At 33.0% G+C, this 14370-nt stretch carries 12 protein-coding genes; 5 read left to right on the top strand and 7 right to left on the bottom strand.

Going from position 1 to position 14370, the window contains the following annotated elements; all coding sequences use genetic code 11:
• Positions 1 to 56: 56 nt before the first annotated feature.
• From C8D80_RS00380 to C8D80_RS00365, 4 genes are all read right to left on the bottom strand, one after another.
• A complete protein-coding gene (locus tag C8D80_RS00380) occupies positions 57 to 1520 on the bottom strand; it encodes an oligosaccharide flippase family protein (protein WP_133606211.1) in 1464 nt (487 codons plus the stop codon).
• Between the two features lie 15 nt (positions 1521 to 1535).
• Positions 1536 to 2831, bottom strand: coding sequence for a glycosyltransferase family 4 protein (locus C8D80_RS00375; RefSeq protein ID WP_242004838.1), 1296 nt, complete (start codon positions 2829 to 2831; stop codon positions 1536 to 1538).
• Between the two features lie 113 nt (positions 2832 to 2944).
• The gene (locus C8D80_RS00370; protein WP_133606207.1) at positions 2945 to 5395 is read right to left on the bottom strand and encodes a YfhO family protein; all 2451 of its coding nucleotides are present in this window, start codon (positions 5393 to 5395) and stop codon (positions 2945 to 2947) included.
• 184 nt (positions 5396 to 5579) lie between these two features.
• Positions 5580 to 5834: a DUF4834 domain-containing protein gene (locus C8D80_RS00365; protein WP_133606205.1), complete on the bottom strand. Its 255-nt coding sequence runs from the start codon at positions 5832 to 5834 to the stop codon at positions 5580 to 5582.
• Between the two features lie 107 nt (positions 5835 to 5941).
• Here C8D80_RS00365 and C8D80_RS00360 point away from each other — a divergent pair, with 107 nt between their 5' ends.
• The gene (locus tag C8D80_RS00360) at positions 5942 to 6910 is read left to right on the top strand and encodes a transporter (RefSeq protein ID WP_133606203.1); all 969 of its coding nucleotides are present in this window, start codon (positions 5942 to 5944) and stop codon (positions 6908 to 6910) included.
• Position 6911: 1 nt separating this feature from the next.
• Entirely contained in the window at positions 6912 to 8030 is a 1119-nt protein-coding gene (locus C8D80_RS00355; protein ID WP_133606201.1) for a GTP cyclohydrolase, read from the top strand.
• Between the two features lie 46 nt (positions 8031 to 8076).
• Here the strand turns inward: C8D80_RS00355 and C8D80_RS00350 are convergent, their stop codons facing one another.
• Positions 8077 to 9336, bottom strand: a complete 1260-nt coding sequence (locus C8D80_RS00350; protein WP_133606199.1) for an aminotransferase class I/II-fold pyridoxal phosphate-dependent enzyme — start codon at positions 9334 to 9336, stop codon at positions 8077 to 8079.
• Positions 9337 to 9571: 235 nt separating this feature from the next.
• On the opposite strand from C8D80_RS00350, the gene C8D80_RS00345 reads away from it, so the two are divergent.
• Positions 9572 to 10153 carry a non-canonical purine NTP diphosphatase gene (locus C8D80_RS00345; RefSeq protein ID WP_133606197.1) on the top strand — a complete coding sequence of 194 codons (582 nt, stop codon included), beginning with the start codon at positions 9572 to 9574 and terminating at the stop codon, positions 10151 to 10153.
• Here C8D80_RS00345 and C8D80_RS00340 read toward each other — a convergent pair.
• A complete protein-coding gene (locus C8D80_RS00340; RefSeq protein WP_133606195.1) occupies positions 10122 to 10736 on the bottom strand; it encodes a trimeric intracellular cation channel family protein in 615 nt (204 codons plus the stop codon). The genes C8D80_RS00345 and C8D80_RS00340 overlap by 32 nt on opposite strands.
• Before the next feature lie 182 nt (positions 10737 to 10918).
• On the opposite strand from C8D80_RS00340, the gene C8D80_RS00335 reads away from it, so the two are divergent.
• Together C8D80_RS00335 and C8D80_RS00330 are read left to right on the top strand one after the other, a co-directional pair.
• On the top strand, positions 10919 to 12820 hold the full coding sequence (locus C8D80_RS00335; protein WP_133606193.1) for a DEAD/DEAH box helicase: 1902 nt from the start codon (positions 10919 to 10921) through the stop codon (positions 12818 to 12820).
• An 85-nt stretch (positions 12821 to 12905) separates the two neighbouring features.
• A complete protein-coding gene (locus tag C8D80_RS00330; RefSeq protein ID WP_133606191.1) occupies positions 12906 to 13679 on the top strand; it encodes a carboxypeptidase-like regulatory domain-containing protein in 774 nt (257 codons plus the stop codon).
• A gap of 1 nt (position 13680) precedes the next feature.
• Here the strand turns inward: C8D80_RS00330 and C8D80_RS00325 are convergent, their stop codons facing one another.
• Entirely contained in the window at positions 13681 to 14358 is a 678-nt protein-coding gene (locus tag C8D80_RS00325) for a TrmH family RNA methyltransferase (protein WP_133606189.1), read from the bottom strand.
• Positions 14359 to 14370: the final 12 nt, after the last annotated feature.

Below are 14370 nucleotides of genomic sequence, written 5' to 3'. Positions count from 1 at the left end.
GTTGGTTAAGTTTGTTTTTAAATCCTGCGGATTCTGGGAAGATGAAGCAGGATTTTTTATTTCAAAAATTTCTTGAAAACTGAATTAATTACAAAATTAATATCTGAAGATATCTTTAAATAATAGCTCAGTCCCAAGTAGAAAACAGTTACTAAAATAGATTTCAGAACAATATTTACAAAAGGATGAAAACTAAAATCCCAATAATAAAACACCCCAAAACTTACTATTGTTAAAGCCAAAGACACAATAGTTTTTTTTGTAAATGGAAATAGCTTCATTTTAAGCACCACAAAAAGCAATTTAGCTAAACTATATAACGTAATTGAAATTAACGTTGCTATCGCAGCTCCATTCAAGCCATAAAGCGGAATGAATATCATATTTAAAGAAACAGTCAGAAAAACAAGAAATAATCCTAAAAATAAGACCGCTTGATAATATTTTGAATTGAAAATAATGGCATTATTGTTTCCTAAAACCAAATCGAAATACTTCGAAATCCCAATAAAGAAAACTACAGCAATTCCTTCGCTATAACCTACTGGTAATACACTGTACAATTCATTAATATTGACCAAAATTCCGACTAAAATCAATCCACCAATAACCTGTAATGTAATCGAAGACTTTTTATACAATTCATTTAATTCCTCATGCTTGTTTTCGCTCATTAATTTAGCCGTGATAGGATACGTAATTTGATGCATCGCACGACTTGGCACCGCAATTACTGTAGCAATAAATATAGCAACCGAATAAAACGCAATATTATCGATGTTAATGTAAAAATTCAGCATGAATTTATCGACATCTAACAACATATTTGCCACACTTCCTGATAAAATAATGAAGAAACAATAGGTTAAAACCGCTTTCGCATTATCAGGAAAAACCAAATTAAATCGTGGTGTTTTGACTTTCATCGCATATAAAAACATAGCTAGAAGCGATAAAAAGTAAATTCCCATTAACGCAAAAATGAACTGTTTTGGAGAGATAAAATCAAAATAAACTGCAAATAAGAAGATTGAAATTAAAATTCGTAGCAAAACTTCTTTCACAAAACTGCCATAAACCGATTGCAAATGCACTTTTACCCAGGCATAAAAAATCTCAAAATAGCCCATACAAAGTCCGATTACTGGAATTTGCCAAACATAATCGTAAACAATTGGGTTTTTCTGCGATAATAATTCCGCTATTTGATGATAACCAAAATAACCAATCAAACTTATCGGAAGAATTATCAGTAAAGGCAAAACCAAAACAAACGTGAGAAATTGCGATTTTTTCTCTTCGGTTTCGTATTCATTGTAAAATTTTACCAATGTATTGTGTACACCAAACGCCATCAAAGGCATCATAATATTAGCCGCCGACAAAATAAATCCGACCAAACCGTAAAAAGTATCGCCTAAAAATTGTCCGTACATAAACAACGTGTTAATCGCACCAATTCCAAAACCGATATAGGTAATGATGGTGTTTTTAATTGATTGTTTGATGACAATTCCCATGTTATAGAATAGTAATTAGTGATTAGTGATTAGCAGTTTGGCTAATTTCTCTGTCAATGATTTTCTGCTGTATTGTTGCAAACCAACAGGATATACTTTTAAATTATTTTGCTGAAATTGTTCGAAACAAATCAGAATTTGCGCTTTCAAAGCTTCTAATTCGTCATATTTGAAGAAAGTTCCAGTATTAGTTTCTTTAATGATTTGAGCAAAATCAGCATTTTCTGGTCCGATTGCGATGATTGGTCGCTCCGAAACCATATATTCGAATAATTTCCCCGGAATAATGCATTTCGTTTCTTCTGAATCAATTTCGATAAGCAACAACACTTGTGAACTTCGTTGTTCGATTATGGCTTCATCATGTGGCAAATAGCCTAAATGATTTACATATTTCTCCAACTTAAATTCTTTTAAAGCCTGAAGCACCTCAGCACTCACCGCTCCTATTAACTTTAATTGAAATTGTTTTTTGAATTCGGGATTTTCTTTGGTTAATTCTTTCAACGCTTTCCACAAAATCCTTGGATTTCTTGCCGATAAAAACGAACCTATGTGTGCTAAAGTAAATTTTTCATCCAAAGGTTTTTTAATCACTTTTTCTATATCATAGCCATTTGTAATGACTTCAATTGGTTTTGAAGTAATGGCTTGAAATTCAGTTTTTGTTGTTGGAGACGTGACTAAAAGTTGGTCACAAGTCATCATAACATCTTTTTCCAACGCTTTGTGTTTTTTAGCTGCCCAAGAACTTAATTTTAATTGTTTGTGATAACCAATCGTAGTCCAAGGATCACGAAAATCGGCTAGCCAAGTAATGTTTAGTTCTTTTTTTAATTGCAAACCAATCAAATGCAAACTATGTGGTGGACCAGTTGTAATTATAGTATCGATTTGATTGTCTTGAAGATATTTTTTCAGAAACTTAACCGAAGGTTTCACCCAAAATACTCTCGCATCGGGAATAAAAACGTTACCACGAATCCAAAGCATTGCTTTTTCTACAAACGATTGCTTTTTTTGATTAGGAATAATTCCAGAACTGATTTTTTTGGTCTTATTTTTCGAAAAAACCGAAGCCAATCCATATGGTTCAAAAATTGGTTGTTTGATGATAACTGCTTTATTTGAAACTTCACCCAATAATTTCTCATCAATTAAAGGATACGTTGGATTTTCTGGAATATAAACGTGAGGTTCGATATTAAAATCGGGTAAATACTTAACAAATTTTAACCAACGTTGTACTCCTGGACCTCCTGCTGGTGGCCAGTAATACGAAATGATGAGTATTTTTTTAGTTGGTTGCAACTTTATATTTTTTAAACACATAGACACATAGGTCTACTTTAATAATTTATAGAAAAGCGTTTCACTTAACATAGTAAACAGAGAAAATCTGTGTTTTCCTCGTTCCAAACTAATTATGCTTTTTTCTTATTCTCAAAATAAACTCCAGCTCCTATCAATAAAAGCATTGCGATAGAACTCATTAAAGCAATTGTACTTCCTGTTTTAACAACTTCTGGCTCAAATTTGAATTCGATAGTGTGCTTTCCTGCTGGAATTTGTAGTCCTCTTAAAACATAGTTTACATTTAAAATTTCAGCGTCTTTTCCATCAATTGTTGCTTTCCAACCATTTTGATAATACATTTCAGAGAAAACTGCGAAGCCTTCATTATTATTATTTGAAACGTATTTCAACTTATTTGGATTGTATGAAACTAATTTAATTGAAGCTAATGAATCTTTTATAAAATCTTGTTTTTGATATGCTTTACTATAACTTTTCGAATTACTCACACCTTTATTATCTGATTCATTTGAAATAATCGCAACATTTTTATTATCCAAACTATCCAATGCTTTCATTTCTTCATTTGCAGAATTGACAAACTTAATTTCCTCCACAAACCAAGCATTTCCATTGGCTGCTGGATTTGCTAAAGCTAATTTTTGTCCATTTTCATCGGATTGAATGACGTACTTTACATTTAACATGTTTAATACACGAACGTTATTTTTAGCGATTTGATAATCGAATAATTGCTGCATTCTTCTTGGTTTCGCGGCATGATAACCACCAATTGATTTGTGGAAATACGATGTTCTAGCATTACTCATTCCTCCTTCTACTTCAAAAACTCTGAAATGCGTGGTATCGGCTAAAATTCTTTGATCGGCTTCAGTTGGTTCAAATGGCATATCAACTTCTCTTGCACTTCTGAATTGATCAGGATTATTGTTTACGTAACGTTTGTCTACCATAAACAAGTCGAAAACCATTAAAACTCCAACTATAATAATTGCTGTAGTTTCTTTCATCAGGTTTTTCACGAAAAGAAATAAAACAGCAAAAGTAAGTGCTACGAACAACATCGAACGTAAAACATCAGAAGTGTACAAAGCAGCTCTATCTATTTTTAACGTTCTAATGAAATCATCGCCATACGCTTGTGCATACATTGCATCGTTTGCAGAAGAAAAAGTAAACATTCCTTTAATCAGAAACAATAGTACTAAAAGCCCGAAAGTAATGGCGCCTGATTTCCAAAGGGCGTTCCATTTAGCTTTTTCATCTTGTTTGAAAAATTGGTATAACCCAACAATCGCTAAAGCTGGCACACACAATTCTAAAATCACTTGAATGGAAGAAACCGCTCTAAATTTGTCGTATAATGGAACATAATTGATGAAGAAATCGGTTAAAACACTGAAATTTTTACCCCAAGAAAGCAATAATGAAAATACAGCTCCAGCTAAAAATAAATATTTGATGTTTCGTTTTTCAACAAAAAATGCCATCACGAATAAGAAAAACACTACTACTCCAATGTATGCTGGTGCTGCGACAATAGGTTGTGCTCCCCAATATGCCGGTGCGTGTTCTACAAAACCTTGAACTTGATCCGCTGGATAACCTTGTGCTACAAAGTTTTGATAGGTTTCTGATTCAATTCCTAAATTTTCATTGTTAGAACCTCCGAAAAGACCTGGTGCGATTAAGTTTAAACTTTCTGCAACTCCGTAGCTGTATTCGGTGATATACTCATACGACATAGCGTTGCTATCCGTCTTTGGAGAACCATCTGGATTGAAGGTTAATTCGCTATTATTACGTGTAGAAAACTTAGCATATTCAGAAGTCGCCATTAAGTTAGTTACATTAGCTCCGATGGCCAAAATTCCTGCAATAGCAAATACTCCAATAACTTTTCCTAATTCTTTGAATTCTTTATTCTTAACTGCAATAACAATGTAATAAACTGCAATAATTGCTAATAATAACAACAAATAATACGTCATTTGGAAGTGATTCGCATTAATTTCTAATGCTGCTGCTACCATAGTAAGCAAACCTCCAATTATATATTTTCGTTGGAAAACCAATAAAACTCCAGCTACTACCATTGGCATATATGCAATTGCATGCGCTTTAGCATTGTGTCCTACTCCTAAAATGATAATCAAATACGTAGACAATCCAAAAGCTAATGCTCCAAAAAACGCTTTTAATGGATCTACTTTTAACACCATCAACAACACATAAAACCCTAAGAAATAAAGGAATAAATAATCCGCAGGACGAGGTAAAAAACGCAAAGCATCGTCTAGCATTCCAATAACATCATTTGGGTATTTTGCACCTAACTGATACGTTGGCATTCCTCCAAAAGCACTATTGGTCCAAAAAGGTTCTTCACCTGTTTCTTTTCTGAAATCGATTTGTTCTTTAGCCATTCCAGTGTATTGAACAATATCGGATTGGAAAATTTTATTTCCTTGTAAAACTGGATAAAAATAAATCAGGGAAACCAAAATAAACCCTACTAAAACCAATAAATGAGGATATAATGCTTTGATGTTTTTCATATGTTTAAATTATATTTTTTAATGGTAACATATGCAATCGCCTTTTTAATCATTGGTGTTTGCTTTCGCAAACTTTTGTTAATGGCGATTTCATAAGTAGTAAATAATGAATATAAGGCGCTAAAGTAATTAAAAAAAGGATATCGTTAAAATATCCTTGGGAGTAATCTTGTTCAACTAACAATTATTTTACTTCTTCGTAATCAATATATTCACCCACTTCCTTTTTAGGTTTTGGGGTTGGTGCGCTTGCCTGAGAAGTTCTATTTTGTTGTTCTTGTTGTTGTCTATATTGTTCCTGCATTTTTTCTTGCATCTTATTCACCGCTTTTTGCATTAAAATAGGGGCAAAAATTCGCATTAAAAACTTAAACAGATAATAAAACAGAATAATATAAAATATAACCTTTATAGTTCCTGTAAGTGAAGCCATTTCCATGCTAATAAAATTTAAAATTCAAAAATACTGATATTGGTTGGTAAAACTTCAAATTTGTTTCTTAAAATTATGATAAAATAACTATTTTTGGACATAAATCATTTTTTATGAAATCTATTCAAACACTTTTCGTTCTAATTTTAGGAATTATGTCTCAAGTTTCATTTGGACAATTTACAGATGAAATCAACTCTAATCGACCTGGAAAATCGATGATGGCATTTGCTGTTGGAAAAAAAATTATTCAAACCGAAGCTGGCGTAACTTATGTATCGGAAGATCATAGTCTTTTAGATTATGAGGCAAAAGGCTTTATGGGAGAATTAGCTATCCGCTATGGTGTTTGGAAAGAAGAACTAGAAGTTATAGCTGAAATTCAATATCAAAATGACAAACTTACTTCAGGTGCATTCGAAGAAAAAAGAAGTGGTTTTAAACAATTGACTTTAGGAGCTAAGTATTTGATTTATGACCCGTTTAAAAATTACGAAGAAAAGCCTAATTTATATAGTTGGAAAGCCAATAAAAAATTCAAATGGAGACAATTTATTCCTGCTTTTTCTATGTATGCAGGTGCCAACTTTGTTGTAGGCGAAACTCCATTTAATTATGCTCCCACAACTATTGAAGAACCAAGTTTTAGCCCTAAAGTAACTGCAATTGCTCAAAATCATTTTGGTGGAAGATGGGTTTTAGTTACCAACTTAACTTATGATAAAATTGGAACTGATTTTGCGTCTATTAACTACATTCTTACCTTAACAAGAGGATTTAATGCGCAATGGTCTGGTTTTATTGAAAATCAAGGGTATATGGGTGAATATTACAGTGATGGTGTTTTTAGAATTGGTGCAGCCTTTTTGTTTGACAAACACATGCAAGTTGACGCTTCTCTTGGAAAAAACCTAAAAAACACTCCTGGACTTTTAAATGCTGGAATAGGATTTTCATGGCGTTTCGCTGATCAATATCAAGAAGTTCAAATTGCAAAACCTGGTACGGAGAGCAAGACAGATAAAAAAATGAAGAAAAAAGGCGAAAAAGAAGCGAAGAAAAGAAAAGATGCAGTAGAATAAAATGATAACAATTAAAGAAGCCCTTACCAAAAAAGAAATGAAAGATTACGTGATGTTTTCTTTCGAATTATATAAAAACAACCCATACTGGATTCCGCCAATAATTGCTGAGGAATTAGAAACTTTTGACAAAACCAAGAATCCAGCCTTACAAACGGCAGAAGCCCATTTTTACTTGGCTTACAAAGACAACAAAATTGTAGGTAAAATTGCCGCAATCATAAATTGGGAAGAAGTCAACCTTTTAGGAAAAAGAAAAGCTCGTTTTGGTTGGTTTGATGCTATTGATGATGTTGAAGTTACAAAAGCACTTTTAAATAAAGTAGAAGAATTAGGACGTAAACACAAGATGGATCACATGGAAGGTCCTATGGGTTTTTCAAATTTGGATAAAGTTGGTATTCTAAGTGAAGGTTTTGACCAAATGGGCAATATGATTACTTGGTACAGCTTACCTTATTACATTACTCATTTTGAACAACTTGGCTTTACAAAAGAGAAAGAATACATTGAAAGTGATTTTTCTTTTAACAACATAAATCCTGAACCGTTTCAAAAGGCAAGCGCCTTGATAAAAAAACGTTACGAGTTACGTAGTCTGAATTTCACAAAAACAAAAGACATTATGCCTTATGTAGATAAGATGTTTGATTTGTTTAATGAAACTTATGCAAGATTACAATCGTTTGTTCCTATTAATGATATTCAAAAAGAATATTTTAAAAAGAAATACATTGGTTTTATTAATCCAGAATTTATCAAGTTTATTGTCGATAAAAATGACAATATGATTGCTTTTGCTATTGTGATGCCTGGTTTTGCACAAGCACTAAAAAAAGCAAATGGAAAACTGTTTCCTTTTGGATTTTATCATTTATTACAAGCTCGAAAACATTCAAAAGAAGTTGTTTTTTATTTAATAGGTGTTTTGCCTGAATATCAAAGTAAAGGAATTACAGCTATTGTTTTTGATGAATATTATAAAGTGTGTCAAGCAAAAGGAATTGAAACTTGTATTAGAACTCCCGAATTAGAAGAAAACCATGCGATTCATAATTTATGGAAGAACTTTAATTCGAAAATCAATAAACGAAGAAGAACGTATAAAAAAGAGTTATAAAAAAAGGGATTCAATTTGAATCCCTTTTTTGTTATATGTAAAAATATTACTCTACATTTTGAACACTTGCTTCTGCAATTTTAGCATATGTTCCGTTTACTAATTTTTCACGAATAGCTTCAAAAGCTGTTAGTGTTTCATTAATATCATCAATTGTATGCGAAGCTGTAGGAATCATTCTTAACAAAATAATACCTTTTGGAATTACTGGATACACTACAATTGAAAGGAAAATTCCGTAGTTTTCACGTAAATCGTTCACCATAATCATCGCTTCTGGAATAGAACCTTCAAGATAAACTGGTGTAATACATGTATTTGTATCTCCAATATTAAATCCTTTTTCTTTCAATCCGCTTTGTAATGCGTTAACGTTTTCCCATAATTTATCTTTAATTTCAGATGAATTACGTAATAACTCTAAACGTTTTAATGACCCAATAGTTTGAATCATTGGTAACGCCTTAGCAAACATTTGCGAACGTAAGTTGTATTTTAAATAATCGATAACATCTTTATCTGCTGCAACGAAAGCACCAATGTTTGCCATTGATTTCGCAAAAGTTGAAAAATAAATATCAATTCCGTCTTGACAACCTTGCTCTTCTCCTGCTCCTGCTCCTGTTTTACCAAGTGTTCCAAAACCGTGTGCATCGTCAACTAATAAACGGAAATTGTATTTTTTCTTCATTTCTACAACTTCTTTCAACTTTCCTTGTTGACCACGCATTCCGAAAACACCTTCAGTAATGAATAAAATTCCACCACCTTGTTCCGTAGCTAATTTTGTAGCACGCTGTAGATTTTTCTCCATACTTTCGATGTCATTATGCTTGTACGTAAAACGTTTTCCACTGTGTAAACGTACTCCATCAATAATACATGCATGTGCATCTACATCATAAACAATTACATCATTTCTCGTTACCAAAGCGTCAATAGTTGACATAATTCCTTGGTAACCAAAGTTTAACAAATAAGCCGATTCTTTCATTACAAAAGCAGCTAATTCTTGTTCTAATTGTTCGTGATATTTTGTGTGACCACTCATCATACGAGCACCCATTGGGTAAGCTGCTCCATATTGCATTGCTGCTTCGGTATCTGCTTTACGAACTTCTGGATGATTTGCTAATCCTAAATAGTCATTTAAACTCCAGTTTAAAATATTTTTCCCTTGAAATTGCATTCTCGGACCTAATTCTCCTTCTAATTTAGGGAATACAAAATATCCTTCTGCTTGAGAAGCCCATTTTCCTAATGGACCTTTATTGTTCTGAATTCTTTCGAATAAATCTTTTACCATAATATATAGGTGTTTAAAACGAAGCAAAAGTAAAAAGAAAAATACTTTTATTATAATTTATTTTGATTAGAAAAAAAATTATAGAAATAATAGTTCATAATCGAATTATTGGTCATACATTTGCACCGAACGACACAGAAATGTGGTTACACGTTCACCGTAAAAGTCGATCGCTCCAGATCGGCTTTTATACTTTATAGACGTTTCGTACTTTTACATTTCTAAATTACTTCACATGAAACTCGTATTCGCATCCAACAATAAAAATAAAATTCAAGAAATTCAGGCTTTAGTTCCAAACATTATTCAAATTGTGAGTTTGGAAGAAATTGGATGTATAGAAGATATTCCAGAAACAGCTGATACGATTGAAGGAAATGCAATTTTAAAAGCCAATTACGTTACTGAAAAGTATGGATTTGATTGTTTTGCTGACGATACTGGTTTAGAAGTTGATGCTTTAAATGGTGCTCCTGGAGTTTATTCTGCGCGATATGCAGGCGAACAAAAAGATGCGAATGACAATATGGATAAGCTTTTATCGGAATTAAAAGATGAATCGAATCGAAAAGCTAATTTTAAAACGGTGATTGCGTTAAATCTGAATGGAAAACAAAACTTATTTACCGGAATCATAAACGGAAAAATCATTGAAGAAAAAATTGGCACAAACGGTTTTGGTTACGACCCAATTTTTGTAGCTGACGGATATGAAAAAACTTTTGCCGAATTAAGCATGGAAGAAAAATCAACCATCAGTCACAGAGGAATAGCAGTTAAAGAGCTTATTCTTTTCTTACAAAAACTGTCCCAATAGGTAAACTCCAGTTGTATTTAAAAGCAATCAATCGGAACGAGATAATAAAAACCGCTACTATTAATGAAATAATATCGCTTTGTATTTGTAATTCTTGTAAAAGAAAAAATAGAATTCCTCCCGCAATACAAAGCGTTGCATAAATTTCCTTTCGGAATAAAACTGGAATTTCGTTACAGAGAATATCACGAATTACACCGCCAAAAGTAGCTGTCAAAGTTCCCAAAATCACACAAATAACCGGACTTAAGCCAAATTCTAATCCTTTTTCCAAACCTATTAAGGTAAAAACACCTAATCCAATGGTATCGAATAAGAACATCGAAATACGCAAACGTTCTAAATAACGATTGAATATTATAGAAAGTAGAAAGCCTGTTGTAATAATATATACATAATCGATATCTAACATCCACCCTACCGGCGTTCTTCCTATTAATACATCGCGAACTGTTCCACCACCTAATGCTGTTACAAAAGCAATACAATACACACCAAACAAATCCAATTTCTTATAAATAGCAGTTAATGCTCCTGAAATAGCAAATACTAAGGTTCCAATAATATCAAGCAGTTCAAACATGGTTCTTATTTTGATGCAAAAATACCTTACTTTCTAATTTTTCCATTGTAATTTGAGCAATAAAACATATTTTATAAAATATGTGAAAAAGAAAAAAATCGTAACAAATTGAAAATCAATATCTAACAAATTAGTTTATGTAATTTATAAACCGTACCTTTGCACCCAATTTAAAATATTATATGAATAAATTTGAACAATTAGGATTGAATGAGTCGCTACTGCTGGCGATTAAAGATCTAGGATTTGAGAATCCGTCAGAAGTACAAGAAAAAGCGATTCCAGTACTATTGGAACAAAACACAGATTTAGTTGCCCTAGCGCAAACAGGTACAGGGAAAACCGCAGCTTTTGGTTTCCCGCTAATTCAAAAAATTGATGCTGAGAATAGAAATACACAAGCATTAATTTTATCGCCAACACGTGAATTATGCTTACAAATCACCAACGAGATTAAATTATACTCAAAGTACATAAAGGGGTTACATACAGTGGCTGTTTATGGTGGTGCAAGCATTACAGAACAAGCTAGAGAAGTTAAACGTGGTGCACAAATTATTGTGGCTACACCAGGTAGAATGCAAGACATGATTAACAGAGGTCTTGTAAACATTAAAAACATCGATTTTTGTATCTTAGATGAGGCAGATGAGATGTTAAACATGGGATTCTACGAAGACATTTGTTCCATTTTATCGGACACACCAGATGAGAAAAACACTTGGTTATTCTCTGCAACTATGCCTGCTGAAGTAGCGCGTATAGCAAAACAATTCATGTCGTCTCCAGTAGAAATTACTGTGGGTAGCAAAAACTCAGGTTCGGCTACAGTATCACACGAATATTACTGTGTGAATGCTCGTGACCGTTACGAAGCTTTAAAACGTTTAGCAGATGCTAACCCAGATATTTTCTCGGTTGTATTTTGTAGAACAAAAAGAGACACACAAGCGGTTGCTGAAAAACTTATCGAAGATGGTTATAACGCAGCGGCATTACACGGAGATTTATCGCAAGCACAACGTGATGGCGTAATGAAATCGTTTAGAGGTCGTCAAATTCAAATGTTGGTTGCAACAGACGTTGCGGCTCGTGGAATTGACGTTGATAATATTACTCACGTAGTAAATTACCAATTACCAGACGAAATTGAAACCTACAATCACCGTTCAGGAAGAACTGGTAGAGCTGGAAAATTAGGAACTTCTATCGTAATTATTACGAAAAGTGAAATCAGAAAAATACACTCAATTGAGCGTATTATCCAACAAAAATTCGAAGAAAAAACAATCCCTTCTGGAATTGAAATCTGCGAAATTCAGTTGTTACACTTAGCAAACAAAATTAAAGATACAGAAGTTGATCACGAAATTGACAACTATTTACCAGCTATTAATGAAGTTTTAGATGGTTTATCTAAAGAAGAGTTAATTAAGAAAATGGTATCTGTTGAATTTAATAGATTCATCAACTATTACAAATCGAAACGTGATTTATCAGGTGAAAGAGGAAATGATAGAGAAAGAAGTTCTGAACCAAGAGAAATTAGAGCAGGTGATCCTGTTCGTTATTTCATTAACATTGGAGCGAGAGACGATTTCGATTGGATGCAATTAAAAGACTTTATCAAAGAAACTTTAGATTTAGGCAGAGATGACGTATTTAAAGTGGATGTAAAAGAAGGTTTCTCTTTCTTTAACACTGATGGAGAACATACTGACAAAGTAATGTCTGTTCTTAACGGATATGACATGAACGGTAGAAGAATCAACGTTGAGATTTCTAAAAATGATGGTGGCGGAAGACGTGACCATAATGGAAGAAACTCTGGCGGAGGTTTTGGTGGTGGAAGACGCGAAGGTGGCTTTAACCGTGAAAGAAGTGGTTCTGCTCCAAGAAGAGAAGGTAGTAGAGAAGGCGGTTTCCGTAGCGATAGAGGTTCAGCTCCTAAAAGAGAAGGTGGCTTCAGAGGCGAAAGAAGCAGTTCTGCTCCTAAAAGAGAAGGCGGATTTTCAGATAGAGCGCCAAGACGTGCTGAAAGTGCTGGAGATTCTTCAAGACCAAGAAGACCAAGAAGAAGCTAACGATTTTCGTTAATTTTCTTATAAATTTATAGAAAACTACAAAATATCATCTTTAGATTCGTATTTTTGAATCAATAAATAAAGAATGAGATATTTTGTAGTTTTTCTTTTTGCCCTAATTTCTAATTTTTGTTTTTCACAAAGTGATTCGCTTGTGACTAACTTAAAAGGTACTGTTATTCATAACGAAACAAAACTTCCTATGGGCAATGTACACGTTATAAATGCTTCGCGTGTAAAAGGAACAGTAACCAGCCCAAGTGGTACATTTGAAATAGGAGCCAAAGTAAATGACACTATATTATTTACCTATCTAGGTTACGAAACCGTAAAAGTAAAAGTAACCAACGACTGGATAAAACAAAATCCAACTAAAATTTATTTAACTGAAAAAGCGTATGTTTTAGACGAAGTAGTCGTTGCTAGGTACAACTTAACTGGATTTGTTGAAGTAGACACTCGATTAATTCCGGTTGCAGATGATTCTTACCGATATAGTATTTCAGGTCTAAAAGCAGGTTATGAAGGTGGTGAATATAAACCAGGAGCGATTGCAAAAGTATTAGGTTCTATTTCTAATCCAGCCGATTTACTCTATAATGTCTTTGGTAAACGACCAAAAGAAATGAAGAAACTAAAAGAGATGAAAAAAGACGATACCGTTAGAAATCTTTTAGCTACTAAATTTGATAGAGAAACACTTGCTGCTTTACTAGAAATAAACAAAGATGACATTCCGCTGATTCTTCAAAACTGCAATTATTCAGAATATTTTATTCAAACTGCAAACGACTTACAAATTATGGATGCTATTAGCGCTTGTTACGAAGATTATAAAATCTTAAAGAAGAATAAATAATTTATTCGGCTACGTTTTCTTTTAATTCGAAGTACTTTCGCTCAATAAACTCGATATCTTTTATAGATTTTCGCGTCCAATCTAAACGCTTTTCTAAAACTTCTTCTTCCGATAATTGCCAATTAATATCCGATTGACGTAAACGATTTGTCACATCTTGAATAATAATTGCTGCAGAAACTGAAATATTCAAACTTTCGGTATAACCTACCATTGGTATTTTCAAAAATCCATCCGCTTGTTGCATTACTTCTTCTGATAAACCATCGCGCTCCGTTCCAAAAAATAAAGCAGATGGTTTTGTAATATCAAATTCATGCAATAAACAAGAATCGTTATGCGGTGTAGTCGCTATTATTTGATAGCCTTTTCCTTTTAAATTAGTAATACAATCCTGAATGGAAGAAAATCGATTAATATCGACCCATTTTTCAGCTCCCATTGCAATTTCTTTATCGATACTTTTACCAAATTTTTGCTCAATCACATTCAATTCTTGAATACCAAATACTTCGCAACTACGCATCACAGCACTTGTATTGTGCAATTGAAACACATCTTCCATCGCAATAGTAAAATGTTTTGTTCGGTTTTTCAATACTCTTAAAAAGCCTTCTTTTCTATTTTCGGTAATAAAGCCTTCTAAGTATGTTAACAAGTCTTGATTAAATTTCTCCATAAGGCAAAAATA

It is taken from the genome of Flavobacterium cheniae, assembly GCF_004363695.1.
GTDB lineage: Bacteria > Bacteroidota > Bacteroidia > Flavobacteriales > Flavobacteriaceae > Flavobacterium > Flavobacterium cheniae.
The sequence above is the reverse complement of the archived record's forward strand: the minus strand, read 5'-3'. Positions and strand labels throughout refer to the sequence as shown.

What these genes read in the sequence shown, in the direction of transcription:
- C8D80_RS00380 (WP_133606211.1), bottom strand. Translation starts at nt 1,520, where the DNA reads ATGGGAATTGTCATCAAACAATCAATTAAAAACACCATCATTACCTAT.
- C8D80_RS00370 (WP_133606207.1), bottom strand. Translation starts at nt 5,395, where the DNA reads ATGAAAAACATCAAAGCATTATATCCTCATTTATTGGTTTTAGTAGGG.
- C8D80_RS00365 (WP_133606205.1), bottom strand. Translation starts at nt 5,834, where the DNA reads ATGGAAATGGCTTCACTTACAGGAACTATAAAGGTTATATTTTATATT.
- C8D80_RS00360 (WP_133606203.1), top strand. Translation starts at nt 5,942, where the DNA reads ATGAAATCTATTCAAACACTTTTCGTTCTAATTTTAGGAATTATGTCT.
- C8D80_RS00355 (WP_133606201.1), top strand. Translation starts at nt 6,912, where the DNA reads ATGATAACAATTAAAGAAGCCCTTACCAAAAAAGAAATGAAAGATTAC.
- C8D80_RS00350 (WP_133606199.1), bottom strand. Translation starts at nt 9,336, where the DNA reads ATGGTAAAAGATTTATTCGAAAGAATTCAGAACAATAAAGGTCCATTA.
- C8D80_RS00345 (WP_133606197.1), top strand. Translation starts at nt 9,572, where the DNA reads ATGAAACTCGTATTCGCATCCAACAATAAAAATAAAATTCAAGAAATT.
- C8D80_RS00340 (WP_133606195.1), bottom strand. Translation starts at nt 10,736, where the DNA reads ATGTTTGAACTGCTTGATATTATTGGAACCTTAGTATTTGCTATTTCA.
- C8D80_RS00335 (WP_133606193.1), top strand. Translation starts at nt 10,919, where the DNA reads ATGAATAAATTTGAACAATTAGGATTGAATGAGTCGCTACTGCTGGCG.
- C8D80_RS00330 (WP_133606191.1), top strand. Translation starts at nt 12,906, where the DNA reads ATGAGATATTTTGTAGTTTTTCTTTTTGCCCTAATTTCTAATTTTTGT.
- C8D80_RS00325 (WP_133606189.1), bottom strand. Translation starts at nt 14,358, where the DNA reads ATGGAGAAATTTAATCAAGACTTGTTAACATACTTAGAAGGCTTTATT.